At 67.4% G+C, this 26,089-nt stretch carries 26 protein-coding genes; 19 read left to right on the forward strand and 7 right to left on the reverse strand.

Features of this window, described 5'->3' with window-relative positions:
• Positions 1–43: 43 nt before the first annotated feature.
• From ACGF7Y_RS30915 to ACGF7Y_RS30935, 5 genes are all read left to right on the forward strand, one after another.
• Positions 44–1,240: a thiolase gene (locus tag ACGF7Y_RS30915; RefSeq protein ID WP_195065844.1), complete on the forward strand. Its 1,197-nt coding sequence runs from the start codon at positions 44–46 to the stop codon at positions 1,238–1,240.
• Positions 1,237–1,683, forward strand: coding sequence for a Zn-ribbon domain-containing OB-fold protein (locus ACGF7Y_RS30920; protein WP_195065845.1), 447 nt, complete (start codon positions 1,237–1,239; stop codon positions 1,681–1,683). Before ACGF7Y_RS30915 ends, ACGF7Y_RS30920 begins: the two co-directional genes overlap by 4 nt.
• Positions 1,664–2,779, forward strand: coding sequence for an acyl-CoA dehydrogenase family protein (locus tag ACGF7Y_RS30925; protein WP_195065846.1), 1,116 nt, complete (start codon positions 1,664–1,666; stop codon positions 2,777–2,779). Before ACGF7Y_RS30920 ends, ACGF7Y_RS30925 begins: the two co-directional genes overlap by 20 nt.
• Positions 2,776–3,948, forward strand: coding sequence for an acyl-CoA dehydrogenase family protein (locus tag ACGF7Y_RS30930; RefSeq protein ID WP_195065847.1), 1,173 nt, complete (start codon positions 2,776–2,778; stop codon positions 3,946–3,948). The genes ACGF7Y_RS30925 and ACGF7Y_RS30930 overlap by 4 nt, the downstream gene beginning before the upstream one ends.
• Positions 3,949–4,050: 102 nt before the next feature.
• Positions 4,051–6,492, forward strand: a complete 2,442-nt coding sequence (locus ACGF7Y_RS30935) for a CaiB/BaiF CoA transferase family protein (protein ID WP_393240004.1) — start codon at positions 4,051–4,053, stop codon at positions 6,490–6,492.
• Positions 6,493–6,535: 43 nt separating this feature from the next.
• Here the strand turns inward: ACGF7Y_RS30935 and ACGF7Y_RS30940 are convergent, their stop codons facing one another.
• The gene (locus tag ACGF7Y_RS30940) at positions 6,536–7,393 is read right to left on the reverse strand and encodes a TIGR03619 family F420-dependent LLM class oxidoreductase (protein WP_195065849.1); all 858 of its coding nucleotides are present in this window, start codon (positions 7,391–7,393) and stop codon (positions 6,536–6,538) included.
• A gap of 178 nt (positions 7,394–7,571) precedes the next feature.
• Between ACGF7Y_RS30940 and ACGF7Y_RS30945 the strand changes: the two genes are divergently transcribed.
• Genes ACGF7Y_RS30945 through ACGF7Y_RS30960 form a run of 4 tightly spaced genes read left to right on the forward strand, consistent with a single transcriptional unit; the run spans position 7,572 to position 12,144 of the window.
• Entirely contained in the window at positions 7,572–8,522 is a 951-nt protein-coding gene (locus ACGF7Y_RS30945) for an ABC transporter permease (RefSeq protein ID WP_195140522.1), read from the forward strand.
• Positions 8,519–9,403: an ABC transporter permease gene (locus ACGF7Y_RS30950; RefSeq protein WP_195140523.1), complete on the forward strand. Its 885-nt coding sequence runs from the start codon at positions 8,519–8,521 to the stop codon at positions 9,401–9,403. Before ACGF7Y_RS30945 ends, ACGF7Y_RS30950 begins: the two co-directional genes overlap by 4 nt.
• A gap of 9 nt (positions 9,404–9,412) precedes the next feature.
• Positions 9,413–11,101, forward strand: a complete 1,689-nt coding sequence (locus ACGF7Y_RS30955) for an ABC transporter ATP-binding protein (RefSeq protein WP_195065852.1) — start codon at positions 9,413–9,415, stop codon at positions 11,099–11,101.
• Positions 11,098–12,144 carry a DUF2889 domain-containing protein gene (locus ACGF7Y_RS30960; protein ID WP_393240009.1) on the forward strand — a complete coding sequence of 349 codons (1,047 nt, stop codon included), beginning with the start codon at positions 11,098–11,100 and terminating at the stop codon, positions 12,142–12,144. The genes ACGF7Y_RS30955 and ACGF7Y_RS30960 overlap by 4 nt, the downstream gene beginning before the upstream one ends.
• Positions 12,145–12,219: 75 nt before the next feature.
• On the opposite strand, the gene ACGF7Y_RS30965 is transcribed toward ACGF7Y_RS30960, so the two are convergent.
• The gene (locus ACGF7Y_RS30965; protein ID WP_195065853.1) at positions 12,220–12,909 is read right to left on the reverse strand and encodes a TetR/AcrR family transcriptional regulator; all 690 of its coding nucleotides are present in this window, start codon (positions 12,907–12,909) and stop codon (positions 12,220–12,222) included.
• Between the two features lie 136 nt (positions 12,910–13,045).
• On the opposite strand from ACGF7Y_RS30965, the gene ACGF7Y_RS30970 reads away from it, so the two are divergent.
• The 6 genes from ACGF7Y_RS30970 (at position 13,046) to ACGF7Y_RS30995 (ending at position 17,796) form a co-directional block, all read left to right on the forward strand.
• Positions 13,046–14,173, forward strand: a complete 1,128-nt coding sequence (locus tag ACGF7Y_RS30970) for an amidohydrolase family protein (protein WP_393240013.1) — start codon at positions 13,046–13,048, stop codon at positions 14,171–14,173.
• A gap of 41 nt (positions 14,174–14,214) precedes the next feature.
• Positions 14,215–14,436: a hypothetical protein gene (locus ACGF7Y_RS30975; protein WP_195065855.1), complete on the forward strand. Its 222-nt coding sequence runs from the start codon at positions 14,215–14,217 to the stop codon at positions 14,434–14,436.
• Positions 14,433–15,056: a PaaI family thioesterase gene (locus ACGF7Y_RS30980; protein WP_393240017.1), complete on the forward strand. Its 624-nt coding sequence runs from the start codon at positions 14,433–14,435 to the stop codon at positions 15,054–15,056. The genes ACGF7Y_RS30975 and ACGF7Y_RS30980 overlap by 4 nt, the downstream gene beginning before the upstream one ends.
• Before the next feature lie 92 nt (positions 15,057–15,148).
• The gene (locus ACGF7Y_RS30985) at positions 15,149–15,928 is read left to right on the forward strand and encodes a crotonase/enoyl-CoA hydratase family protein (RefSeq protein WP_195066119.1); all 780 of its coding nucleotides are present in this window, start codon (positions 15,149–15,151) and stop codon (positions 15,926–15,928) included.
• Positions 15,929–15,983: 55 nt separating this feature from the next.
• Complete coding sequence (locus tag ACGF7Y_RS30990; protein ID WP_195066120.1) at positions 15,984–16,286, forward strand: hypothetical protein; 303 nt, start codon at positions 15,984–15,986, stop codon at positions 16,284–16,286.
• Positions 16,287–16,299: 13 nt separating this feature from the next.
• Positions 16,300–17,796 carry a class I adenylate-forming enzyme family protein gene (locus ACGF7Y_RS30995; RefSeq protein WP_195065856.1) on the forward strand — a complete coding sequence of 499 codons (1,497 nt, stop codon included), beginning with the start codon at positions 16,300–16,302 and terminating at the stop codon, positions 17,794–17,796.
• A 27-nt stretch (positions 17,797–17,823) separates the two neighbouring features.
• On the opposite strand, the gene ACGF7Y_RS31000 is transcribed toward ACGF7Y_RS30995, so the two are convergent.
• The 3 genes from ACGF7Y_RS31000 to ACGF7Y_RS31010 are packed head-to-tail and all read right to left on the reverse strand — an operon-like array spanning position 17,824 to position 20,326.
• On the reverse strand, positions 17,824–18,672 hold the full coding sequence (locus ACGF7Y_RS31000) for an alpha/beta fold hydrolase (protein ID WP_393240021.1): 849 nt from the start codon (positions 18,670–18,672) through the stop codon (positions 17,824–17,826).
• Positions 18,673–18,716: 44 nt separating this feature from the next.
• Positions 18,717–19,457, reverse strand: coding sequence for an enoyl-CoA hydratase/isomerase family protein (locus ACGF7Y_RS31005; RefSeq protein WP_195065858.1), 741 nt, complete (start codon positions 19,455–19,457; stop codon positions 18,717–18,719).
• On the reverse strand, positions 19,454–20,326 hold the full coding sequence (locus ACGF7Y_RS31010) for an SDR family oxidoreductase (protein WP_195065859.1): 873 nt from the start codon (positions 20,324–20,326) through the stop codon (positions 19,454–19,456). Before ACGF7Y_RS31010 ends, ACGF7Y_RS31005 begins: the two co-directional genes overlap by 4 nt.
• Before the next feature lie 80 nt (positions 20,327–20,406).
• On the opposite strand from ACGF7Y_RS31010, the gene ACGF7Y_RS31015 reads away from it, so the two are divergent.
• Positions 20,407–21,207 carry an enoyl-CoA hydratase/isomerase family protein gene (locus tag ACGF7Y_RS31015; RefSeq protein ID WP_393240024.1) on the forward strand — a complete coding sequence of 267 codons (801 nt, stop codon included), beginning with the start codon at positions 20,407–20,409 and terminating at the stop codon, positions 21,205–21,207.
• A gap of 29 nt (positions 21,208–21,236) precedes the next feature.
• Here ACGF7Y_RS31015 and ACGF7Y_RS31020 read toward each other — a convergent pair whose 3' ends face one another.
• Together ACGF7Y_RS31020 and ACGF7Y_RS31025 are read right to left on the reverse strand one after the other, a co-directional pair.
• A complete protein-coding gene (locus ACGF7Y_RS31020; RefSeq protein ID WP_195065861.1) occupies positions 21,237–22,016 on the reverse strand; it encodes an SDR family NAD(P)-dependent oxidoreductase in 780 nt (259 codons plus the stop codon).
• 43 nt (positions 22,017–22,059) lie between these two features.
• Positions 22,060–22,944: an acyl-CoA thioesterase gene (locus ACGF7Y_RS31025; protein WP_393240027.1), complete on the reverse strand. Its 885-nt coding sequence runs from the start codon at positions 22,942–22,944 to the stop codon at positions 22,060–22,062.
• Positions 22,945–23,068: 124 nt separating this feature from the next.
• Here ACGF7Y_RS31025 and ACGF7Y_RS31030 point away from each other — a divergent pair, with 124 nt between their 5' ends.
• The 3 genes from ACGF7Y_RS31030 to ACGF7Y_RS31040 are packed head-to-tail and all read left to right on the forward strand — an operon-like array spanning position 23,069 to position 25,817.
• Positions 23,069–24,238 carry an acyl-CoA dehydrogenase family protein gene (locus ACGF7Y_RS31030; RefSeq protein WP_195065863.1) on the forward strand — a complete coding sequence of 390 codons (1,170 nt, stop codon included), beginning with the start codon at positions 23,069–23,071 and terminating at the stop codon, positions 24,236–24,238.
• Positions 24,239–24,245: 7 nt separating this feature from the next.
• Positions 24,246–25,277: an acyl-CoA dehydrogenase family protein gene (locus ACGF7Y_RS31035; protein ID WP_195065864.1), complete on the forward strand. Its 1,032-nt coding sequence runs from the start codon at positions 24,246–24,248 to the stop codon at positions 25,275–25,277.
• Between the two features lie 33 nt (positions 25,278–25,310).
• Entirely contained in the window at positions 25,311–25,817 is a 507-nt protein-coding gene (locus ACGF7Y_RS31040) for a CoA transferase (RefSeq protein ID WP_393240030.1), read from the forward strand.
• The last annotated feature ends 272 nt before the right edge of the window (positions 25,818–26,089 follow it).

Consider the following 26,089-nt stretch of genomic DNA (forward strand, 5'->3'; position numbering starts at 1 on the left):
CAAGGATCGCGATGGCGGCAAGGATATTGAGGAAGGTGATGCCATGACCACCCGGGCAGCAGCCGATACCGCCATCGTCGGTATCGGAGCTACTCCCTACTATCGGCGCGGTGAGTCGTCGCCGCAGTCGATCAACGAGCTGGCCGGCAAGGCGATCGTCGCCGCGTGCGAGGACGCCGGACTGTCAGTGAAGGACATCGACGGATTTGCCTACTACTCGACGGCTCGCGCGGGCTACGGCGGGAATCTGGAGACCGGCGAATTCGTCGAGATGCTGGGAATTCCGGAACTGCGCTTCACCGCGACGCTCACCGCCGGTGGCGGCGGCTCCGCGGGCGCGATCGGGTTGGCCCGCGCGGCGATCGTGGCCGGTGACGCGGACGTCGTCGTCACCGTGATGGCGCTCCAGCAGGATGTGATCCGCCTTGGCGAGATCACCGCAACCAAACCGGTGGAGCCGTTGAACTCGTTCGTGGTGCCGTCCGGTATCTCCGGGCCGGGCCACGCGCAGTCGATTCTCGCGCGCCGGCACATGCACCTGTACGGGACAACCCGCGACGCGTTCGCCGAGGTTGCGATCTCCACTCGTCTGAACGCGGTCGACCGCCCGAAGGCGCGCTTCCGTGAACCGCTCACCCGGGAGCAGTACTTCGGCGCCCGAATGATCTCTGAGCCGCTGTGCCTCTACGACTTCTGCCTGGAGAGCGAGGGCGCAGTCGCGGTGATCACCACGAGCATGGAGCGGGCGCGGGACCTGAAGCAGAAGCCGGTTCCGGTGCTGGCCGCCGCGCACGGCGGTGTCCGCGAATGGGGCCGCGCCTTCAACTGGTACGGGATGCCCGATGAGTACTTCGCTTCTTCCGGGCACCGCCCGATCGCCGAGCGCCTGTACAAGAAGGCTGGTATCGGTCCCGCTGATATCGATGTGGCGCTGCTCTACGACCACTTCACCCCGATGGTCGTCATGCAACTGGAGGACTACGGCTTCTGCGCCAAGGGTGAAGGTGGGGCGTTCGTGGAGAGCGGAGCCATCCGTTACAAGGGTGGGTCGATCCCGGTGAACACTCACGGTGGTCAGCTCTCCGAGGCCTACATAGTCGGGATGACTCATATAGTCGAGGGCGTTGAGCAGCTGCGCGGGACCGCTGTCAATCAAATCGCGGACGCCGAACTAGCCCTCGTGACCGGCGGACCGGCCACCCTGCCGGTCAGCGGACTGATCCTGGGAAGTGACCGATGACCACACTGTCCACCGTGCGGCCGGGAGAGACCGTCCGCATCACCACCGATAGCGCGACCGAGCCGTTCTGGCAGGCGGCCAAACAGAGGCGCCTGGTGGTGGCGCGGTGCGGGCGATGCGGACACCATCGCATGCCACCCACCCCCTTCTGTCCCGAATGCAGCTCCACCGAGACCGAATGGCCGGAGCTGAGCGGTGCGGGAGAGGTCTACAGCTACGCCGTGATCCACGGTTTCCCCGGCCATCCCGACCTGGTCCTGGTCGCCGCGGTTGTGGATCTGGCCGACGCGCCCGGGACCCGTCTGGTCACAAATATCGTCGGAGTGGATCCGGAGACGGTCGAGATCGGGATGCCGGTGCGGGTCGATTTCACGCCCATCGCCGACGGCTGGTTGCTTCCGGTGTTCCGGGCAGCGGAAGGAGATGCCGGTGTCATCGGCTGAAGAACAGGAAGAGCTGCGCAGTCTCGTTCGGGGGTTTCTGGCGGATCGCTCCTCCTCGGCTCGGGTGCGGGACCGCATCGAAGCCGGCGCCACCCGCGACGACGCGGTCTGGCAGCAGATGGCGGACCAGTTGGGACTGCAAGCCATAGCGATCCCCGAGGAGTACGGCGGCGCGGGGTACGGGCCGGTGGAGCTCGGTGTCGTACTCGAGGAAATGGGCCGACGGCTGTACGTTGGGCCGTACTTCTCAACTGTGGCGCTCGTGGGGCAACTGTTGACCGAGACCGGTGACGAAGAAGCCCGGAAGCTCTGGCTACCCTCGATCGCCGACGGTTCGCTGACCGCAACCCTCGCTGTCACCGAGGAATCGGGGTCCTGGGATCCGGCGACCTTCACCACGCGGGCCGACGCCACAGCCGCGGGCTGGCGGTTGACCGGTGTGAAGTCGTTCGTGCTCGACGGGGCCTCCGCCGGGTTGATCGTCGTCGTCGCCGCGACGCCTGACGGGCCGGGCTTTTTCGGCGTCGACTCGAGCGCGCCCGGCCTGAGTGTGACCGATCTCGACGGCCTCGACCTGACCCGGTCGCTGAGCCGGGTCGAATTGGCGGACACTCCGGCGGTTCGGATCGCCGCCGAGGCCGACGGTACGGCTCTGGTAGAGCGCGTGCGTGATCTGGCCGTGGTGGCGCTGGCCGCCGAACAGGTGGGCGGCGCCGCGGAAGTGCTCGAGATGGCGGTGGAGTACGCCAAGCTCCGCGAACAGTTCGGGCGGCCGATCGGGTCGTTCCAGGCGATCAAGCATAAATGCGCCGATATGCTGCTCGAGGTCGAATCGGCGCGCTCGGCCGCCTACTACGCGGCCTCGGTGGTGGCCGCGAGCGGGACCGAATCCCGGATCGCGGCCGCGCTGGCCAAGGCATACTGCTCCGAGGCCTACACCCATGCCGCGAAGGAGAACATCCAGATCCACGGCGGGATCGGGTACACCTGGGAACACGACGCGCACCTGTATCTCAAGCGGGCCAAGACCACCGAGGTGCTGTTCGGCTCACCGGTGGAACATCGCGCGCGGCTGGCCGATCTGATCGGACTGTGAGCGTGAAAAGCGAAAGCGACGAGGAGTTCCGCGCTCGATTCCGTGCCTTCCTGCAGGAAAGTCATCCCGGCCGTGGACCGAAGGATCCACAGGAACGCGTCGCCTGGCAACGGGCTTGGCAGGCAACGATGTTCGACCGCGGTTTCGCCGGACCAAGCTGGCCGGTGGAGTACGGCGGTATGGACCTTTCCTTCCCTAAACAAGTCATCTACCAGGAGGAACTCACCCGCGCCCGGGTACCGCGGGCACTCGGAACCGGCCAGGGCATCGTGGCCCCGACCATTATCGCGTACGGCACCGAGGACCAGCGAAACCGCTGGCTCGCGCCGATGCTGCGCGGGGACAAGATCTGGGTACAGGGCTACTCCGAGCCGGGGGCCGGTTCGGATCTTCCCGGCCTCACCACCTCGGCGCGGCGCGAGGGTGACGAGTACATCGTCAACGGCCAGAAGGTGTGGACCACCCAGGGACCACTGGCTGACGTGATCTTCGCGCTTGTGCGAACCGGAACTCGCGAGTCCCGTCAGGAGGGAATCACCTACCTGGTGATCGACGCGCACGCACCCGGCGTCCAGATCCGGGAACTGCGTGATATCACCGGAGGTCACGCGTTCGGTGAGATCTACTTCGACGACGTCCGGGTGCCGGTCGCGGACCGGATCGGGGAGGAGAACGGCGGGTGGCCGCTGGTGCGGACCAGCCTCGGCCACGAGCGTGCCGCCGGCGCGATGAACCAGGCCGCCAACTATCGGCGGGTCCTCGACGAGTTCATCGAACTGCTGCGTGAGCGCGGTCTGGACCGGGACCCGCTGGTCCGTGACCGCATTGCGGAACTCGAAACGGAGGTGCGGATCATGCGGTACAACGCGATCCGGGTCGTCTCCGACATCATCGCCAAGGGCGAACCAGGTCCGGCTTCCTCTGTGTCGCGGTTGCTGATCACAAGGTTCGAGCAGCGGCTGCACGAATTTGCGGTCGAGGCCCTCGGTCCCGCCGGACTGGTGGGACGCGGCTCCGTGCACGCCGTACAGCGGGGTCGATGGCTGTACGGATTTCTTCGAACCCGGGCCTCCACGATCGGCGCCGGCACGGCGGAGATCCAGCGCAACACCGTCGCCGAGCAGGTGCTGCGGCTACCACGCGATCCAGGCATGCCCGCGCGGGTGTGACGCCTTGCACAACAGAATCAATCATTTATAAAATTCAGCCAATAGTGGGCGGGCGGATCGCGATGTCGGGGGCACCGGTTCGGCAAGCGTGAAGGAGTGACAATGACCGAATTCGATGCGGTGGAAGGCCCGCTGGCCGGGATCCGGGTCCTGGACCTCACGCTGACTCTCCCAGGTGCCATGGCGACGCAGTTCCTGGCCGACGGGGGTGCGGATGTCCTGATGATCGAGCCGATCGGCGGTAGCCCGCTGCGAACCACGGCTGGGTGGCCGGGGCTCGCGCGCGGTAAGCGCAGCCTCGAACTCGACCTGCGCGACAGCGAGAACCACGACCGACTCCGTGAATTGGTGGCCGAATCCGACGTGGTGCTCACCGCGCTGCGCCCTGCGACCGCGGAACGGCTGGGTTTGACACCGGCGCGTTTCGCGGCCTGGAATCCGCGGGTGGTCAGCGCAGCCGTCACCGGATTCGGGGCCCGGGGCCCGCTGGCCCATATCAAGGGCTACGAGGGGCTCGTGATGGGGAAGTTCGGCTTCTACCAGAGCCTGCACGACGCCACCCCGCGTCCCGGGCAGGCATTTATCAGCACCCCGTACGCATCGTGGGGCGCCGCGCACACAGTGGTGCACGGCATCCTGGCCGCACTCTACGAGCGTGAGTTCTCCGGCCACGGTCAGCACGTCGAGGCCGATCTCATCCGGGGTGTCGCGACCATGGACACCTACAACTGGTTCAAGGAATTGGTCGGGCAGCGGTGGCCGGGTGCCTTCGCCAACATGGGCGGGCCCTGGGACGATCGGGCTCGACCACAGGCCCGGCTGATCTACAGCCTGCTCATAGCCCCGACCAAGGACGGTGTCTGGCTGCAATTCGCACAGATCCAGCCCCGGTTGTTCAAAGCCTTCATCGAGGAACTCGGACTGGCAGAGGAGCTTGCCAAGCCCAAATGGGAAGGGATGCCGGATTTCCCGGATGTGGAGCGTCGGGTGGAGCTCTGGGAGATCATGATCGAGAAGGTGCGGGCCCGCACCTACGCGGAATGGGAACAGGTCTTCGACCGCAATCCCAACATCAGCGCTCAGGGTTTCCGGAGCCCCGCCGAGGCGCTGAACCACCCACAGTTGCAGCACGAGGGGCGCGTGGCAGTGATCGAGAACCCTGAGCTCGGCCCGGTGCGTCAGCCTTCCACGATGATCCAAGTGGATGGGCACGCGCTCGTGCCGCTGCGACCGGCGCCGCGCCTGAACGAGCATGCCGACCGCGCGCCGGCGAAGGCACCGGTGTCCGATGCTCCGGCCGAGCCGCCCGCCGGCCTGCTGCCTTTGACGGGTGTAACGGTCCTCGAGTTCGGGATGATGTTCGCCGCCCCCTACGGTGCGACCCTGCTGACCGATCTGGGAGCACGGGTCATCAAGGTCGAGTCGCTGGAAGGCGACGAGATCCGCCGGCTCGTCGCCTTCCCCGAGGCCGGTGGGTCGAAGGTGTTGCAGGGCAAGGAATCCGTGGCCATCGACATCTCCACGCCGGAGGGCCGGGAGATCGTTCACCGGCTGGCCGAGCGGGCCGATATCGTGCTGCAGAGCTTCCGCGCCGGCGCCGCTGCGCGCGCCGGAGTGGACGCGGAGACCCTGAAGGCAATCAATCCCGACCTGATCTACCTCAACGCGCCGGGCTACGGCACCGACGGGCCGTTCGGTGGTGCTCCGGCCTACGCCCCGTCGATTGGTGCCGCCTCCGGGCTCGCGCTGTCGTCGGTGCCCGGTGCGGCCGGGTCTACGGAAACGCTGGACGAGATCAAACGCAGCATTCCGGCGCTGCACACCGGTGGGATGAACCAGAGCGTGCAGGCCGACGGTGTCGCGGCGCTCGGTGTGGCCTCGGCGCTCCTGCTGGGCCTGCTGGCCCGGCGCCGTGGGCGGCCGGTCGGCACCATGACCACGACAATGCTCGCCTCGTCGACCGTGGCGCTGATGGACCGAAATCTGAGCTACGAAGGGATGCCGGAGATTTCGGAGCCGGATCCGGAGCTCTACGGGCTGTCGCCGCTGTATCGGCTGTATCGAGCCGCGGACGGCTGGATCTTCCTGGCCGCCCCGGCGGAGCGGGAATGGGACTCTCTGGTGCGCGGACTGCGGCCCTGGACCGATCTATCCGGCGACGACCGATTCGGCACCGTCGCCGAGCGTCGGGCCCACGCCGACGCGCTGTCGGGGGTTCTCGCGCAGGTGTTCGCGCAGCGGCCCAAACAGGCGTGGGAGGACGACCTGACGCTGGCCGATATCGGCTGTGTCGCCTGTGCCGACGAGGTACCGGAGAGCAATCTGCAGAGTGACGAGGGTTTCGCGCTCGGCCTGAGTACCGAAGCCGTCAGTCCGGTGTTCGATGAGTACCGGCGACTGGCTCCCGCGACGACGTTCTCGCGGTCTGCCGTCAAGGCCGATTCGAGCTGTCTTATCGGCCAGCACACCGACGCGATACTCACCGAGATGGGAATAGGCCCTGACCGTATCGCGGAACTGCGCGAACGCCGCATCGTCGGCTGATCGGGCCGTGTCGGCGCGCCCCGTCGCGCCGGCACGGGTGGTGTCATACGGCGGTCAGGCCGGCCTGTTCGGCGAATTCGGCGACGGCGTCCACTGCCTCGGCCGGGCGTCGCCACGGCGTGACCACCAGCCGGTCGATGCCGAGCGCGGCGTAGGCGTCTATCAGGCCGGCGTCGAAGCCTTGGCCGAACGGTGTGATCGCGGTCGTCTCGAACGCCTGCTCGGTCCGGCCGAGCTCGGCACGAAGTTCGCCGATCCGGCGCAGGCACACGGCGATCTGCTCGACCGGCGCGCTGGACCCGAACCATCCGTCGCCGCGCAGTACCGCGCGGCGCAGCGAGGCCTCGCTCTCCCCGCCGACCAGGAAGGGGGGCCGCGGACGGGAGACCGGTTTGGGCTCGAACCCGACCTCGTCGAAGCGGTAGTAGCGGCCCGCGTATCGCGGGCGCGCTTCGGTGAACAGTAGATCGAGCACTTCGAGCAGTTCATCGGTCCGCTTACCCCGGTTGCCGAATTCTCGGTCCATGATGTCGAATTCGTCCTTCATCCAGCCCACTCCGAGGCCCAACGCGGCCCGGCCGCCGGAGAGGACGTCGAGTGTGGTGAGCGCGCGGGCAAGGTGCATCGGAGCGTGCAGCGGGGCAACGAGTACTCCCGTGCCCAGTGTGACTCTGCTGGTCACCGCTGCCAGATGGGTCAGCGTAGCGAACGGTTCGAGGAATCGGGAGTCCGGGCTGAAGGGTGGGCGGCCGCCATTGCGGGGGTAAGGAGTCTGCAGCCGTACTGGAGTCGCGACATGCTCGCCGTACCACAGCGAGTCGTAGCCGAGTTCTTCGGCGCGCCGCCCAACCCGAGTGAGATCCGCGGCCCGTACCGGGACGATGTTGAGACCGAATCGCATCGTGGAGCCTCCGCTCGTTCGCTGTGCCCACAAGAGCGGGCAAAATAAGTTAACTAAATAAACCAAACTATCTTGACAAGCTGATTTTGCCTTGCGAAGGTGATCTGCACGTGGCGCACGTCACGTCCGGCGGTGCTCGATCTCGGCCGGCTCGTTCCGAAGGAGGCGAACTCTCCTTATGCTCCGTTTCTTCGGGACGCGAGTGGTGTCGGTCGCACCGCTCCTGTTCCTACTCACGGTCGTGGTGTTCGCACTGGTCCAGATCGCCCCGGGCGACCCTGCGGCGATCATCGCGGGTCCCGACGCCTCCGCCGAGGCGGTTGACCGGATTCGTCAGGACCTCGGCCTGGATCGGCCGGTTCTGGTGCAGTACCTCGACTATGTCGCGAACGCACTGCAGGGTGACCTGGGTACCTCGTACTCGACCGGCGAGTCGGTATCGGACCGGGTACTCACCCGGCTGCCACGCACCGCGTCGATCGCCGTGCTCGCCATCCTGATCTCGGTGCTGCTGAGCATCCCCATGGCGGTTTTCGCAGCGCTGAAGCGCAACTCCTGGATCGATCGGATGATCACCAGTACGTCGGTGGTCATGCTGGCGCTGCCGCCGTTCGTGCTCGCGGCCCTGTTGATCGCGTGGTTCTCGCTCGGCGGACTGCAGATCCTGCCGCCCGGTGGTTACGCCGAGATGAGCGAGGAGGGTTTCACGGAATGGCTGCGCTACGCCATCCTCCCGGCGATCGCGATCTCGACGATCAGCATTGCCGAACTCGCCCGCCTGGGCCGCGGCTCGCTGGTGGACATCCTCGAAGAGGACTACATCCGGACTGCCCGGGCCAAGGGCCTGTCGAGCTGGCTGGTCGTGGGTAAGCACGCGGCCAAGAACGCCGCCATCCCCTATGTCACGATTCTCGGGCTCCAGGTAGGCCGCATCGTCGGTGCCGCCGTCATCGTCGAAGCTGTCTTCAACGTCCAGGGCTTCGGGCAACTGGGTGTCGAAGCAGTGCTCACCAGGGATCTTCCGACGATGCAGGGGGTGGTGCTCATCAGTGGTGTGTTCGTGATCGTGACGAACCTGCTCGTCGACATCTCCTACGGCTACTTCGACCCCAGGACCCGCACATCATGACCGTGAAAACCGTCGAACGACGTTCGCTGCGCATCTCCTACCGCCCGGGCCGCACCGCCCGCCGCTTCGCCCGTGACAAGGTGGGTGTCACCTGCCTCGTCCTGCTCGCGGTGGTGCTGCTGCTCGGACTGACCTCCCTGTTCTGGACCCCCTACGACATCACGGCACAGACGCTGGTCGATCGCCTGCAGCCACCGTCCGCGGATCACTGGCTGGGCACCGACTCGCTGGGCCGCGATATTCTCAGCCGGCTCATGGCGGCCACGTGGACCGCGATGCTGTCCTGTTTCATCGGTATGGGCATCGCCGTGCTCGGCGGTGTAGCGCTCGGTATTCTCGCCGGATTCCTCGAGGGGCTGCTGGACTGGTCGTTGAGCCGGGTCAACGATGTTCTGCTCGCGCTGCCGCCCCTGCTGTTCGCGGTGGCCATCGTCGGTGCGCTGGGGCCGAGCCTGACCAATGCCATGATCGCAGTCGGGGTACTGCTATTGCCTCGGTTCTTCCGGCTCGCACGAATCACCACGGTGCAATGCAAGCGAGAAGACTATGTCGAGGCCGCCCGAGCTGCCGGCGTCGGTAATCTGCGCATCGTTGTACGGCACATCCTGCCGAATATCGCGTCGCCTCTGATGGTGCAGATATCCTTCGCCGCCGCAGTGGTGATCGTCTCCGAAGCGGGCCTGAGTTTCCTGGGTCTCGGCGCTCAATCTCCCACGGCGAGCTGGGGATCCATGACCCGCGAGGGCTTCGACCGGCTCGCCGAGAGCTCCTGGAGCATCATCCCTCCGTCGGTGATCTTGGTCGTTGCCATTCTGCTGGTCTCGCTGCTGGGAGACGCCCTGCGCGATGCCGGCGGTCGCCAGCAAGCCGGACGATCGTGAGGACATGAGATGACAGAACTGATGAAGGATATCGACTCGACCGTGCCCGGGAGTCGCGCAGTCACCCCGGTGCTGGACCTGCGCGACCTGAAGGTCGAAGTGTCCGGTGACGGTCGATGGACCACGTTGGTCGACGGCGTGGACCTCACTGTGGCGGCCGGTGAAACCGTCGGTCTCGTGGGCGAATCCGGGTCTGGAAAGACGATCACCTCGCTCGCCGTGATGCAGCTGCTGCCGGCGAACGCGCGCTTGACCGGGTCGGTGCGCCTGGGCGGTCGCGAACTGGTCGGGTTGCCGGAACAGGAGCTGAGTGCCTTGCGCGGTGGCGCCATGGGCATGATCTTCCAGGAGCCCCGGCGCAGCTTGAACCCGGCGTTCAGCGTCGGGGATCAGGTGGCCGAATCCATCCGCCGGCACGAGGGAGTGGACCGGAAGGCCGCATGGGCGCGTGCGGTCGAGCTGTTCGATACTGTCGGCATCGCCGACGCCGCTCGCCGGGCGCGGGACTATCCGCACCAGTTCAGTGGTGGCATGTGCCAGCGCGTAATGCTCGCGATAGCCCTGGCCTGCCACCCGAAACTGCTGATCGCCGACGAGCCGACCACTGCGCTGGACGTCACCGTGCAACGCCAGGTTCTCGAGCTCATCGGCGACCTACAGGCCGAGTTGGGGCTCGCGGTGTTGCTCATCACCCACGATCTCGGTGTGGTGGCCGAGGTCTGCGACCGCGCCGCGGTGATGCACAGGGGTCGGGTCGTCGAGCACGCGAGTGTGACGGATCTGTTCGATCGGCCGCAGGACCCCTACACGCGCCGGCTCCTCGCCGCCCGAGTACTTCCCGATCCGCCGCCGGCACCGGAGGCGGCCGGTGAACCGGCCGATGTCCTGGTCGTGCGTGGGCTGCGCAAGGACTTCGTACTGCAGCGCAACGCATTCGGTCGCCCCGCGCGCGTACATCATGCGGTACGCGGCGTGGACTTCTCGGTGAAGGCTGGGGAGACCCTGTCGGTGGTCGGTGAATCGGGCGCCGGTAAATCGACGGTGGGGCGGATGGCGCTGCGCCTGGTGGATCCGGACGCGGGCCGGATCGACATCCTCGGGCAGGACATCGCGCGGCTGAAGGGCGCGGAGTTGCGCCGAATGCGGGCGAAGGCCACGATGATCTTCCAGGATCCGTACAAGTCGCTGAATCCGAAGCGGCAGATCGTGCACGCGTTGGCCGAGCCGATGCTGGTGCAGGGCGGTTACAGCCCAGCTGAGAGGTCCGAGCGGATTCTCGCTCTTATGGACCGGGTGGGTCTGGGGCCGCAGTTCCTCGAACGCTACCCGTACGAGATGTCGGGTGGGCAGTTGCAGCGGGTGGCGATCGCGCGGGCTCTGATCACCGACCCGCAGATCGTGGTGTGCGACGAACCGGTAGCCGCGCTGGATATGTCGATCCGGGCGCAGGTGATCGAGCTGCTGCGCGAGCTGCAAGTCGAGCGGAAGCTGGCGTACCTGTTCGTTTCGCACGACCTGTCGCTGGTCCGAGCGATCTCCGATCGGATTGCGGTGATGCGACAGGGTGAGATCGTCGAAATCGGTACGCCGGATGAGCTGTTCGCCAATCCCCAGCATGCGTATACGTGTCAGCTTCTCGGCGCAGTGCCGGCTCCTCATCCGCGGGAACGTACGTTCCGAGTGGTGCCGGCGGCATGACAGGGGCACAGGAGCAGGGCGGTGAGCCGGCTGGGGGAATATCGGTGCCGCCCGAGTTGACCCCGCGTGGCCCGCTGGGGCCCGCACCCCGGCGTCGGCCGGGCTCGGTGCGCCGGACCTCCACGATAGATATGCGCTGGCCCGCGGGGCCGGGCACCCAGTTGCGGTTGGACGGGCGGGTGCGCGATCTGCGTACTCCTCTCGGCGGAGGTCCGCCGGAGATCCTCGATTTCGCCGGTTTCGCTGCGGGGGTCGAGGCTGCCACCCGGATGTTGGAATGGCTCGAGACGGTACCGGAGCACCCGGGTACCGAGGCGCTGATCGGCCTGCGGGGTGGCAGTAACTCCCGCGGGGTGCTGGCCGAGGTGATGGACGCCGAGGCGGCGGCCGGCGCCGGATCGTATCTCCTGCTCGACGACATCGCCGGCGCCACCCTGATTGCCGGTTTCGCGTACTCGCGATGGTTCTCCGAGGGCGAGGTGGCCACCATCAATCGGCCGCCACTGCGCCCGATGACCGGAGTATGTACCGGGTTCATGCCCGGCTCCGGCGCGCTCATGCCCGACGGTACTGGCAGATGGGACCGGCACACCGCACCGGTACCGGAACTCGATGCCGGCGACGACTCGTGGGCCTGGCACGAGCTCGAGCGCATCACCGCCATGTCTATGCGCCGGGCGCGCCGGATCGATGTCTGGCTGGAAAACGAGACGATCATGATCGACTCGATGTTCCAGGACAGCGCCACGGTGCCCGGCGGTGGCCGCGTCGCCGTCCACGAATACCGCCTCACAGGAGAGGCCGATCCGCACGGTACGGTGCGGCGACTGGACGCAGAGCCGCGGGTGCTGCCCTACCACGAATGCCCTCTGGCGGCACGCGGGTTGGAATCGCTGATCGGGCTGCCGCTGCGGCAACTGCGCACCGAGGTGCTGAACCGGCTGCCCGGAGCGGCCGGCTGCACCCACCTCAACGACGCCGCCCGGGCACTGGCGGAGGTTCCAGCGCTCGTCCGAAGTCTGGTATCCGAAGCGGAAGACTGATGTGCCCCGGGGAGTTCTGTTGTGCCGTGCGCACGGAGCGGTAAGGCCGTGGCGCGGGTGGGCAGCCCGCGCTGGTCAGTCCAGCAGAAGTCCGGCGGTATCGGTGGAGACGGGCGCGGTGAGCATGCCCACCCAGCCGTCGACATAGCTCAGCAGGCGGACCTCGCTGAGGTTGCGGCCGGTCCGGGCATGCTCGCCGAGTAGGTTCAGCACGCTGTTGGTTGTTTGGTAGGAACGGCTCCGGCGCACGCGCTCGGGCAGATGCGCGACGGAGTCCGCGATGAGCCGCTGCAGATCGGCGTTGTTCCAGGACGAACCGATCTGTTGCGGCCAATAGCGGGTCCGTACCTCGGGTTGCTCGGAGAGACGGGCCAGGAACGCCGCGTATCTGCTGCCCTCCCGCACAGTGTTGGCGAGCGGCCGGACCACTACCCACACCACCGACCGTGGGTCGTGTTGCCGGCCGGTGCGGACCAGTTCGTCGATCATCCGGGCGCGCTCCTCATCGATCCGAAGCTGCCGGTCGAGCACGATCGCGCGCACCAGTCCGTCCTTGGAGCCGAAGTGGTAGGCGATCGCCGAGGAGTTCGACTGCCCGGCCCGGTTGCGGATCTCGCTCAGGGTCACACCCTCGACGCCGCGTTCGGCCATCAGTGCCTCGGCCGCGTCCAGTAACCGGGTGCGGGTGGCGTTACCTGCGGTATGTGAACGCCGGGATGGGGCACCGCGCGGCGGCGGTGTCGAGATCGTGCTGTCGGGCGACATAAGTTAATTGACCCTTCTCAGCTTATGGCTCTTGGCTGGTGACACTCCTGATGGTATCAATGAAAACATAAGAAGACGCTATTAAGTTTGTAGCGAGCCGTGAGAATAGCGGTTCGGTACCCAGCAGGAGGCTGTGATGACCAAGATCTGGACCAACTCCGGTGATTCCCACTTCCTCGAGCCCGCCGACCTGTGGCAGACCCGGTTGCCGCAGCGCCTGGCCGAGCTCACCCCGCGGAGTGAGAAGGATCCCGACGGCGAATGGGAGACGGTGCACGTGGACGGGCAGTCGTTCCGTCGCAAGCTGCCCACCTCCGCGCTGGCGGAGTTCAAGGAGGACTCCTATCGGGCAGTGGGAGTGCGTGACGCAAAGGCGCGCATCGGCGACCTGGACAAGGAGGGTGTCTGGGGCGAGGTGATCTTCCCGTCATTGGGTATGTGGGCGTCCACCTTCCGGACCCCGGAGCTGCTGAAGGCGGCGCTGCGCGCTTCCAACGAGTGGGCGCTCGAGGAGATCGTCCCGGTATCCCCGCGATATGTCGTGACCGCCCAGATCCCGACTCTGATCGTCGAGGATGCTGTTGCCGAACTGGAATGGGCGGCCGAGCAGGGCTTCCGGACGGTGTTCCTGCCGACGACGCCGCACCCCAAGGCGCCGGACTGGCACCGCGACGACTGGGAGCCGCTCTGGGCAGCCGCGGAAGCCGCGGATATGGTGCTGTCGTTCCATGTCGGCACCGATCCGGTCGACATGGCCTCGGCCGGTGCGGGCATCGTCTACCGGGGCCCCGGCGGGGCGGTGCTGAACTATGCCGAGACCACGTTCTCGGGGCAGCGCGCGATCATGAAAATGGTCGCCTCCGGAGCATTGGATCGGCACCCGAGGCTGCGGGCGCTGATCTCGGAAGGTGGCGCGACCTGGATTCCGTTCCTCGGGGACCGGCTCCTCGAGGGCTACCGTCAGCACTACAAGATGGTGCGGCCGAAGCTCTCGCGCGATCCGAAGGAAATCTTGATGACGCAGGTCTACGCGTCGTTCCAGCACGACGAGACGGCGGTCGCGGCACACGACGCGATGGGCTACAAGAACGTCATGTTCGGCTCCGACTACCCGCATATGGAGGGCACGTTCGGGCACACCCAGGACACTTTGAAAAGCCTGTTCGACGGTGTCAGCGAGGAGACCCGGCTACGTATCACCCAGGGCGCGTTCTACGACTTGTTCCCGCAGGTGCCCCCGGTGCCGACCGGGGACAACGTCTGAGGCGGCGCGGTCCGGGCCGAGCAACGAACAGGAGAGTGGATATGGACGACCACGACGAAAGCGCGCTACACGAGAAGCCGTTGGAATTCATGACCTCGATCGCCAACGCCGGGGGTTACTGCGACGGACAAGCCGTCCTGCCCTATGAGGACAAAGCGGGCTACTACGCCTTCTGCTCCTGTGGTAACTGGCGGGTGGATGCCGAGTCGCAGGAGGCGGGCCTGCGGCTGGCGCGAGTGCACACCGGAAGCGTCTCGGCATGACGGGCGCGGCGGGCGGCGCACAGTTCGCTGTCGCGGACCTGGCGAGCGTCGAATTCGAGCAGGAAACCACACCGTGGCTCATGATGGCCGAGCGATTGCGTGCCTTCCTCGACAACGTCGCCGCGATGCCCGCCGACGACCGGTTGGTCGCGGAGCTCGACGAGACGCTCGAGACATGGAACAAGCGGCTGGCTCCGGCGGCGGTAGGGGAGGGTGAACGGACGTTCGGTCGTGCGATGCGCGCGCACGGCCGCGGACAGACGATGGCGCCGAAGATCGTCTACGAGCACGTGGACGCGACCGGTGCCGAGGGCACGGTCCGCTTCGGCAGCTACTTCCTGGGTCGCAACGGTGCCGCCCACGGGGGTGCCATCCCGCTGATGTTCGACGAGATCCTCGGCCGGTTGTCGAATGCGGGCGGTCGGGCGGTCGGGCGCACCGCGTACCTGAAGACGGATTATCGCGCGATCACGCCCGTCGACACCGAACTGCGGGTTCATGCCTGGCTGGTGTCCGAAGAGGGTCGTAAGCGGGTTCTGCGCGCGGAGTTGCGGCACGGTGACGTGTTGTGTGCCGAAGCCGAGGGATTGTTCATCGCGCTGCGACCGGGTCAGCCCTAACGAGCAACCGTCTGGCAATACTGCTTAATTATCAAACTCTTTATGCTATTCTCGTGCTTGGCGTGAGGTGCGACACGGTGGAAAGGTGGATCATGGGCCAGGACGTCACAGGTGAGGTGCTCGTCGAGCGCAGGGACGGAGTCCAGATCATCACCATCAACCGCCCCGGGGCCAAGAACGCTCTCGACGGGGCGGCCGCCCGCGCCATCGCGGCGGCGGTCGACGAGCTCGACGAGGATGCCGAGTTGCGGACCGCGGTTCTCACCGGCGCGGGTGGGACGTTCTGTTCGGGTATGGATCTGAAGGCATTCACCGCGGGCGGTGAGAGCCCGGGTCTGCCGGGCCGTGGATTCGGTGGGATCACCGCTCGACGCCCGCGTAAGCCGCTCATCGCCGCGGTCGAGGGCTGGGCGGTGGCCGGTGGATTCGAGCTTCTACTTGCGTGCGATATGGTCGTCGCCTCCGAGAAGGCACGGTTCGGTGTTCCAGAGGTGAAACGCGGACTGGTGGCCGCGGCCGGTGCGGCGTTCGTGCTGCCGCAGCGACTTCCGCATGCCGTTGCCATGGAAATGCTGCTCACCGGCGACCCGATCGACGCCGGCCGGGCGCGCGAGCTGGGACTGGTCAATCGGCTGGTGCCGGAAGGTCGAAGTCTCGCGGGCGCGCTCGAGCTGGCTCTCGCAGTGGCCGGGAATGGTCCGCTCGCCGTCGCGATGACCAAACGTCTCGCGCTCGAAGGGCGGGATTGGACTTTCGCGGAGGGTATGGAGAAATCGGTATCCCTGACCCGCGAAGTATCGGCGTCCGCGGACGCCCGGGAAGGTGCACGAGCATTCGCCGAGAAGCGTAAACCCGTGTGGACCGGACGTTGACGATACGAGCCCGTGCAGGACTCGGTACAGCAGGCACGTGCAGCAGGAGGTAAATGTGCAGCTCAAGATGGGACAGGCGCTGACCAGCGCGGTTGACGACACAGCGGTCATCGTGACCAAGGCGCCGGCCGGGGACGTCCTGTTGACGTGCGGCGGCGTGGAGATGGTGCCCAAAGGCGTCCAGGGCGGCGGTGAACCCGACCCGTCTCAACTCGGCGGATCGCTACTCGGTAAGCGCTATGTCGATGCCGGCGGTGTGCTCGAGGTGCTCTGCACCAAGGGCGGGCGCGGCACCCTGGCGCTCGACGGCGTCGCGCTCGAGGTGCAGGAAGCCAAATCGCTTCCGGCGTCGGACTGAAAGGCCGTCCGATATGCGTTTGTCCATGTTGCTCGACATGACCTGCGACGGTTTCGGTGAGCGCGCGCTCATCGGCCGTACCGGCGCCACGATCAGTGCCACCGGCCTGCGGGCCCGGGCCGGGTCCGGAGCGGCCCGGCTGCACGCCGCCGGGGCCGATGCGGTGGTGTATCTCGCGGTCAATGGCCCGGCTTTTCCCGTGGCAATGTTCGCCGCGTCGCGCGCGGGTATTCCCTTGGTGCCGATCAACTACCGGCTCGGAACCGAACAGTTGCGCAGGCTGCTGGCGCGGCACCCCCGAGCCTTCGTGATCGCCGACGAACCCGGGCACGAGGCATTGGCCGAGCTGGGGCTCGCGGCGGTCACCCCCGACGAGTGGCTGTCCGATACCGCCGAACCGGTCGCGGTCGAGCCGGAGGAACCTTCGGACCCGGACGCGACCGCGATCGTCATCTACACATCGGGCACGACCTCCGAGCCCAAGGGAGTTCTGCTACGGCACGCCAACCTGGTGTCCTATGTGGTGGGCTCGGTCGAATTCGGCGCGGCGTCCCCGGACGATGTGGCGCTGGTGAGCGTCCCGCCGTACCACATCGCCGCGGTCGCGAACGTCATATCCAACCTCTACGCCGGTCGTCGTACCGTGGTGCTCGAGCAGTTCCGGCCGGAGGAATGGCTGGAGGTCGCGCGCACCGAACGGGTGACCAACGCCCTGGTGGTGCCGACAATGCTGGCCCGCATTGTCGACTGCGCCGCGGACAAGTCGGTGCCCGACCTTCGGACCCTGGCCTACGGCGGCGCGCCGATGCCGTTGTCTCTCATCGAGCGCGCGTTGCACGCCTGGCCCGAGGTCGGCTTCGTCAACGCCTATGGTCTCACCGAAACGAGCTCGACTATCGCGGTGCTGGATCCAGAAGACCACCGCGCGGCACTCGCCGCCACGGATCCGGCGATCCGGGCCCGGCTGGGTTCGGTCGGCAAGGTGCTGCCTTCGATCGAGATCGAGATCCGTGACGCCGACGGCAACACGCTGCCCCCCGGCGTACCCGGACGGATCTGTGTACGGGGAGAACAGGTGTCGGCGGAGTACGCCGGCATCGGCCGCATGGTCGACGACGAGGGATTCTTCGACACCCGCGATCAAGGTCATCTCGATGAGGGAGGCTACCTGTTCGTCGGCGGCCGGATGGACGACACCATCATCCGTGGTGGCGAGAACATCGCCCCCGCGGAGATCGAGGATGTTCTGTTGCGGCATCCGGCCGTGGTGGACGCCGTGGTCGTCGGTGTGCCCGACGACCAGTGGGGGCAGCGGCTGGAGGCGGCCGTGGTCACCCGTGACGTGGTCGACTCCGGTGAGTTGCGCGAGTTCGTCCGGGCTGCCCTGCGCTCGAGCAAGACCCCGGACCGGATCTGGTTCTGGCCGGAGTTGCCCCGCACCGAGACCGGCAAGCTGATCCGGCGGGATGTTCTCGCGCGCATGGCGGAGCAGGTGTCCGAGCCGGTATGAGGGAACAGGAAGGGGCCGGTCGGCGCGTCAGGCGTCGGTCGGCCCTTCCTCTTGTCGGGGAACCGGTTCGGCAGATCGAATCTTCTCCTGTACCCGGGTCGCGGTGCTGCGCACCGCCTCGATGACCGCCTGTGGCGAATCGAGCGGAAGGTGATGGTGACCGTCGGGGACCGCGGTGATCACCGCCGTGGGCAGGATCTCGGCCAGCCGCCGCGCGGCGGCGGCACTGGGGACACGGCTGAGTTCGCCGTAAACGTAGGTGACGGGGCAGGCCAGGCGACGTAGTGCGGTGTCGACGATGTCGTCCTCGAAACGCCACAGTGCCTGGGGGTCGAATTTCCAGCACCAGCGGCCGCCACGGCGGGTCAGGGCGTAGTCCGCGATACCGCGTAGTTCCGCAGCACTCGGGCGTGGTTGCACGGGAAGCAGCCGGAACCGGTCGCGCGCGGTCTCCTCGTCGGCGTAACTACCGGTCCGGCGATCCGAATCGGGGCGCTCGGGCCGATCGCCCGGTACCGGGAACAGAGAGTCCAGCAGCACCGTGCCATGGATCTCCTTCCCGGCGGTGGCCGCAGCGACCACAGCGGCACGGCCGCCCATCGAATGACCGACCAGGACGACGGGGCCGTCGGCGAGCCGGGCCGCGGCCCGGATCTCCTGGCCGTAGACGGTGGGACCGTAGGTGTCGCGCCAGGCGCTGTCACCGTGGCCGCTCAGGTCCAGCGTGATAACCCGGTGGTCCGTGCTCAGGTCGGGAACGACGAGATCCCACCAGCGCCGGTGAGCGCCCGCTCCGTGCACGAGCAGCAGCGTGGGCACGGTGAATTCGCTCGCAGCACCGGTGATGCCGTATCGCAGTCGGGTTCCCGCCACCATCAGATCTCCGGTCCGTTCGGCCGGTGCGGTGGGTGGCGCCGGCATCACAGCCCGGCCCGCCGCCGCGCGGCGAACAAACCTGCCTGCGCGACCAGCTCCGCCCGCAGCGCCTCGGCGAGATCTTCGGTGACCGACGTATCCGCGATGGACTTGGCCGCGGCCAGTGCCTCGGGATCGAACCCGGCCATAGTGCGGGCGAGCTCCAGTACCCGCTCGTCCAGCGCCTCGGGCTCGACCACAAAATCGACCAGGCCCCAGCGCAGCGCCTGGTCCGCGTCGATGCTCTCGGCGGTCATCGCGAGGAATTTGGCGCGGGACGGCCCGGCCAGCCGGGTGGTCAGCGGAATACCCCCGGTGTCGGTGACGAGCCCGTGGCGGATTTCCGGGAAGGCCAGCCGCGCTGTGGGATCGGCTACTCGCAGATCGCAGGAGAGCGCGGTTTCCAGTGCGCCCCCGAGCACGTAGCCCTTGAGAGCTGCGAGCACCGGTTTCGCGCTGTGCAGGATTTTCAGCTGGCGGGCCTGGGCGCGGGCGATGAACTCCTCGTCGCTCGCGCCGTCGGGTCGCTGTCCCAGTTCGCCGACATCCCGTCCGGAAGAGAAGGAGCGGCCCTCGCCGCGCAGCACGATCACTCGTACTGCCTCGTCGGCGAGCGCGCGGTCGAGCGCTGCCTCCCATTGCCCGGTCATGGCATCGTTGCGGGCGTTGTGCTTGGCCGGGCGGTTGTAGGACAGTACGGCGACCCCCGCGTCGATGCGTTCGAGGACCAGGGGTTCGGCGCTCACTGTTGGGCCGCTTTCATCTGGGCCAGTTGGTCCTCGACGCTGACGAACTCCGGCATCCGCAGCCCGCGACGCAACCAGTTGCCACCGTCGACCACCAGTGTGTGGCCGGTGACGTAGGACATATACGGGCTGCACAACAGGGCCGTCGCCCACCCCAGCTCCCGGACTTCACCTGTCCGGCCCGCGGGTATGCGTCCGCCCTCGGCGGAGTAGCCGTCGGGACGGGCGCTGCGCATGGCGGCGACGTGATCGTCGTGCGGGAACAGACCCGGTGCGATCGCGTTGACCCGGATCTCCCAGGGCGCCCATTCCACTGAGAGCGACTGGGTCAGGTTGACGACTCCCGATTTGGCGGCCGCGGATGCCGCTGTACCGGGACCGCCGGTCCACGCGTAGGTGGCGGCGATATTGACGATGGATCCCCCCGTGCCGGCCGCGATCGCGCGGCGAGCGAACTCGGTCGAGCAGTAGAAGGTGCCGTCCAGCACGATGGAGGTGATTGCGCGCCAGCCGTTGGGTGACAAGTCGCGGGCCAGCGCGGGGAAGTTGCCCGCCGCATTGTTGACCAGGATGCCGATGCCGCCCAGCTGGGCTTCGATCGCATCGAAGCAGGCGGCGACCGCGTCGGGCTCGCGGACATCGAGCGAGACGCCCACGGCGGTGCCGCCGGCCTCCTCGACTGCGCGGATACCCGCCTCTCGGTGCCCGGCGTCGCGACCGGCAATGGCGACGGCGGCGCCGAGCCGGCCGAGTTCGGTCGCGATCGCCTTACCGATACCGGTGCCGCCTCCGGTGACCAGTGCGACTGTGCCGTCGAACGTTCCGGGCGGAAGGGGCGTGCTGCCCAGGGGTGGCACTTGGATCGGCATGGGACCTCCTGGCGGAATAGGACTGCTCGTCGGGCAACGAGTCCATTAACATATATATCAGTTATCCGATTGTAGGAGGTATGGCGGCAGTGGGCGAGGAGACGGTGGGTTACGAGACGATCCTGGTCGCGCGAACCGGCGACGGTGTCGCGACGGTCACGCTGAATCGGCCGGAGGCGATGAATTCGTTCAACCAGCGCATGCGTGAGGAGTTCGCCGCGGTCTGGGCCGAACTCAATGCCGACGACGAGGTGCGAGCGGTGGTGCTCCAAGCGGCCGACGGGCGGGCTTTCAGTACCGGGATCGATGTGAAGCAGGGGCTCGTTCATCCCGAGAACATCTGGGCCAAGCGGGATCCGGGGGAGATGCTCGGACCGAAGTCGAACAAGGTGTGGAAACCGGTGGTCTGTGCGGTGCACGGGATGGCTGCCGGTGGTGCGTTCTACTGGATCACGGAGAGCGATATCGTCATCTGCTCGGAGGAGGCGACCTTCTTCGACCCGCACGTGAGTTACGGCATGGTGGCAGCTCTGGAACCGATCGGCCTGTCCTATCGGGTGGGGGCCAGTCACGCGCTCCGGATGGCCCTCATGGGGCTCGATGAGCGGGTGACCGCGTCGACCGCATTACAGATCGGTCTGGTCACCGAGGTGGTGGCGCGCGCGGAACTTCGGGCCCGGGCGCATGAGATCGCCGCTACGATAGCGGCGAAACCCACCTCCGCGGTGCAGGGAACGGTCCGGGCGTTCTGGGAATCTCTGGATGTCGGCCGCTCCACGGCGTTGGAGCGCGGCCTGGCGTATGCCACCATCGGTAGCCCGGACGGGATCCGGACCGTCGACCGGTCGACCTACGTCAAGCCGCGGCCCCGGCTGCGGTAAGCGGGGCGGGTGCGCTCGGAGCGCACCCGCTACTTGGCGCCTTTCGGTGTGAACCGCAATCCGCCGTCGAGCCGGATGGTCTCGCCGTTGAGGTAGATGTTCTCGCAGATCTGCTGCGCCAGCTGCGCATACTCGGCGGGGCGGCCCATTCGCTTCGGGAACGGCACCGCCGCGCCCCACATTTCGTCCAGTTCCACGGGATCGGCGTTCTTGAACGCGGGTGTGAGGAAGGTGCCGGGGGCGATGGTCACCACTCGGATGCCCAGCGGGGCGAGGTCGCGCGCCAGCGGCAGGGTCATCCCCACGATGCCCGCCTTGGCGGCGCCGTAGGCGGCCTGGCCGATCGTGCCCTCATAGGCGGCAATCGAGGCGGTGTTGATGATGACGCCGCGTTCGCCGTCGTCGAGGGTTTCGGACGCGGCGATCGCCTCGGCGCCGAGCCGTGCGATATTGAACGTGGCGGAGAGGAACACGTCGATGACCCGGGTGAATTCGCTCTGTTGCTGTGCGACCCCTTCCTTGTTCAGCACTCGCTTTCCGCCGGGGCCGCCGTGCGCGGCGACCGTGACGCGCAGTGGCGCCATATCGGCGGCTGCGGCGAGGGCCTCCCGGACGTCGGCTTCGTCGGTGACGTCGGTGCGTACGAATACCGCTCCGTCCCCGAGCTCTTCGACGACGGTCTTGCCCTTCGTTTCGTCGAGGTCGGCTATGACGACCTTGGCGCCCGCGGCGTGCAGACGCCGCGCGGTCGCTGCCCCGAAACCTCCACCGCCGCCGGCGACGAAGGCCGAATTTCCAGCGAGCTGCATATGCTTTCCTCTCAACGGGCCCGGGTCCGTGCGGAACCCGGGGTCACCGGGTGTGGCTGATCACGCCCTCTTGGCGCGTGGTGGCGAGCAGATGCCCGTCCGCCGCGTAGAGCTGTCCTTCGGTGAGTGCTCGTCCGCTGCCCGCCCACGGCGTGTGCTGCTGGTGTAGCACCCAATCGTCGGCCCGACCCGGTGCGTGGAACCACACCGAATGGTTCACGGTCGCGACGACCGCGCCGGGATCCTGGACCGTTACACCGTGATGCATGGCGGCCAAGCCCAGCATCAGATAGTCGGTCAGGTACAGCAGGGCGGCCTGGTGCTGCGTGGGATCCGGCGGGAGCGGGGTCGCGCTGCGCAGCCACAGCGACTGATGCCGGGGAGTCCGCTCGCCTGTCGCGACGCGGGCCCGGTACGGCCCGCCCGGGAAACGGAACTCGACCGCGCCACGTTCGGCAAGATCCAGGTACCAGTCCAGAATCTCGGCATCACCGGCCAGCTGTTGCGCGGGGTCGGGGATCTTGCCGGGCTGCGCAGGCATTTCGAACGGGTTGTCGTGCGTGAATCCGCTCTGCTGCCGGTGGAACGACAGGGTGGTGTCGGCCACCTGCCGTTCGTCTTGCCGGGCTTGGACCCGCCGAGCGGTGAAACTGCGTCCGTCGCGCAGCCGGGTCACCGTGTACACGGTGGGGGCGGCGGAATCGGCCGGGCCCAGGAAGTGGGTGTGCACCGCGTGCAGTGGGCGGTCCGCCTCGACTGTGGACGCCGCGGCGACCGCCGCCTGGGCCATGGTCTCGCCGCCGAACTTGCGGCGCGATGGATGTGATCGAGGTGCGGCGCGAAAGTGGTGCTCGCCGATCCGGTCGAGTGTCAGGATCTCGGCCAGCGTACCGAAGGGCGCTCGCGCGGTCTCGACGTTTTGTGGCATGAGCTATATCGTATAATTATCTAGCGATATTGTCGAAGTGGATGACGACGATCGAAATCGGTGCTGCGACCGCGGGTGGCGTGGATATCCAGTCGCGGGGTGAGTCCGCCACTGAAGGAGTGACATGGATCTGAAGTTCTCGCCAGAGGACATCGCCTTCCGGGAGGAGGCGCGGACCTGGCTGGAGGAGAACCGTCCGGCCGAACCCCGGCCGAACGAGTGGCCGGATGCGCGCGACTTCGACGTCGCCTGGCAGAGGACTCAGTTCGAAGCGGGCTGGGCCGGTATCTCCTGGCCCGCGGAATGGGGCGGCCGCGACCTGTCGATGCTGCAGCAGCTGCTCTGGTACGAGGCCTACGCGAGGGCGCACGCGCCGGGTCTCGGTGTGAACTTCGTCGGAATGAGCCATGCGGGTCCGACCCTGATGGCTCGTGGCAGTCACGTGCAGCAGGCCGCGCACATCCCGCAGATCCTGCGCGGTGAACAGATCTGGTGCCAAGGGTTCAGCGAGCCGAGCAGCGGCAGCGACCTGGCGAGCCTGTCGACCCGCGCCGAGATCGACGGCGACGACCTGGTGGTCAACGGCCAGAAGATCTGGACGAGCTATGCGAATGTCGCCGACCGGCAGGAGCTGCTCGTCCGCACGAACCCATCTGCCCCCAAACACAAGGGCATCACTTGGGTGATCTGCGATATGTCGCTGCCGGGCATCGAGATCCGTCCGATCCGCAACATTGCCGGCCAAGAGGAATTCTGCGAGGTCTTCTACAACGATGTTCGCATTCCTCTGACCAATGTGGTCGGCGGTGTCGACAACGGCTGGTCGGTGGCCATGTCCACGCTGTCGTTCGAGCGCGGCACCGCGTTCATGGCCGATATCGTAGAACTCGCCAATACCCTCGAGCGGCTCGTCGAGCAGGCCAAAGCGGCGCCGGCGCCGCTGGGCAAGGGCCGCGCGTACGACGACGAGGCCGTCCGGGTACAGGTCGCCGAGCTTCGCGCCGAGGTCGCGGCGCTGCGCGCGCTGAACTACGCCACGGTGTCGCGGATCGCGCGCAACGGCAAGCCCGGAGTCGAGGGGTCGATCGTGCGCTACTACTTCTCGCAGCTGTTGCAGCGCACCCAGGCTCTCGGCGTCGATGTGCTCGGTGCGAGCACGGTCGGGCCGGAGCGCTTCTCCCCGTGGGCACGGGGGCAGCTGAACGCCTTCCGGGCCTCGATCGCCGCGGGCACCAAGGATATTCAACGCAACATCATCGGCGAGCGCATGCTCGGCCTCCCCAAGGACAGGTAGAGACCGCATGGACATGCTGTTCACCGCCGAACAGGAGGGGATGGCCGCCTCCTTGGCCAAATTTTTGACGACCGTACTGCCGCGTGCGGCGCTCCACGCGGCCGACCGGCCCGGCCAAATATTCGATTCACTCGCCACGGAACGCTATTGGTCGGGCTTGGCGCAGATGGGAGTGTTCGCCCTCGGCGTCGCCGAGGGCGCGGGCGGCACGGGTCTTGGTGTCGCCGACCAAGTGGCTGCTTTCCGCGAACTCGGCCGGCACGTCGCGGTGGGCCCGGTGCTCGGCACCGTGCTCGCCGCGCAGGCCGCCGCGGCCGTCGGTGACCATGCGCTGTGCGAATCCTTCGTGGAAGGCGGCGCCCGGGCGGCGATCGCGTTCGGGCAATCGGGCACCGAACCCGAGGTGGGCTCGCGGATCCTCGGGAGCTTCCGCGTGCACGATCTGGAAACCGCCGATCACATCCTCGTGCTCGACGGAGAGGCGGTGGCCCTGATCCCGGCCGAGGGGCTGGAGGTGAGCGCTGTCGACGCGGTGGATCCCACCGCGCCGATGACGATCGCCGAAATCGATCGGCCCGCGAGTCTGGTGCATATCGATGCGGGCGTGTGGCGGTGGGGCACGGTCCTGCAGGCGGCAACTTTTTGCGGGCTGGCCGAAGCGGCCCTGGCCAACTCCGCCGATTACGTCAAGACCCGGGAGCAGTTCGGCAAGCCGATCGGCGCATTTCAGGCCGTGAAACATCGGTGCGCGGAAATGGCCGTGCGCGCGGAAGCCGCGTTCTTCCAGACCGTCTACGCCGCACTGGTCGAGGACGAAGGACACGCGGAGCCCGACTTCCATGCGGCGGCCGCGCTCGTGGTCGCGCGCGACGCCGCCCGACTCAATGCCGCCGACAACATCCAGAACCATGGTGGCATGGGCTTCACCGCGGAGGCCGATCCGCATCTGTTCGCGCGCAGGCAGATCGCGCAGAACAATGCTTTCGGTTCCCGCCGACACCAGTTGGAGGTCGTGGCCCGGGCGGAGAATCCGCTGTGACGCCCAGATACCGCGCGGGCGTGCGCGGATGAGATGGAGATCGTTTTCTCGCAACTGGCCACGGAGTTCGCCCGAGAATCACTCGAACCGGGAACCTTGGTGGCGCGGGGGAACGTCGCGGAGTTCGAGGCGCCCGCCGGTGTCTATAGATGTGACGGGGAGGGCGCCTACTGCGCACTGTCGGTGGACGGTGACGAACAGTGGCGGAAGTTCTCCGTTGCCATCGGCCGAGACGACCTCGCCCTTGATCCGAGGTGCGCGACCTCCGCGAATCGCGTCGCGAACCGCGAGGGTCTCGACGCGATGGTTGTCGACTGGATGGCCACGCGTACGCCAGGCGAAGCACAGCGAGTGCTCCAAGAGTCCGGCGTCTCCGCCGCGGCGGTCGCTCATGTCACCGACCTGATGAGTGACCCGGCTCTGGTAGCGCGTGGTCAGATCGCCCTACTGGCGCAACCCGGTTACGACGAGGCGATACCGGTCACCGCCGGGCCGACACTGTTCGAGAACCTGCCTGCGCCCCGCGACCCGCTCCATTGATGGCGCCCGTGCCGTACTGCGTGAGTGCCTTGGGATTACGGACGTCGAGATCGGTTCACTCGCCGAGTCGGGGGTGGTCGAGATCCGGGACGAGCCGCCGGCCTCTCCTCGCTGACTGCGGGGACATGTGTTGGGGGGGGGGGGGGGGGGGCCGGGGGGGGCGGGGGGGGGGGGGGGGGCGGGGGGGGGGGGGGGGGGGGGCCGCCCGGGGCCCCCGGGGGGGGGGGCCCCCCCGGCGCGGGGAGAGGCGGGGCGCCCCCCCCCCCCCCGCC

Source organism: Nocardia sp. NPDC047654, from assembly GCF_043205035.1.
Classification (GTDB): Bacteria; Actinomycetota; Actinomycetes; order Mycobacteriales; family Mycobacteriaceae; genus Nocardia.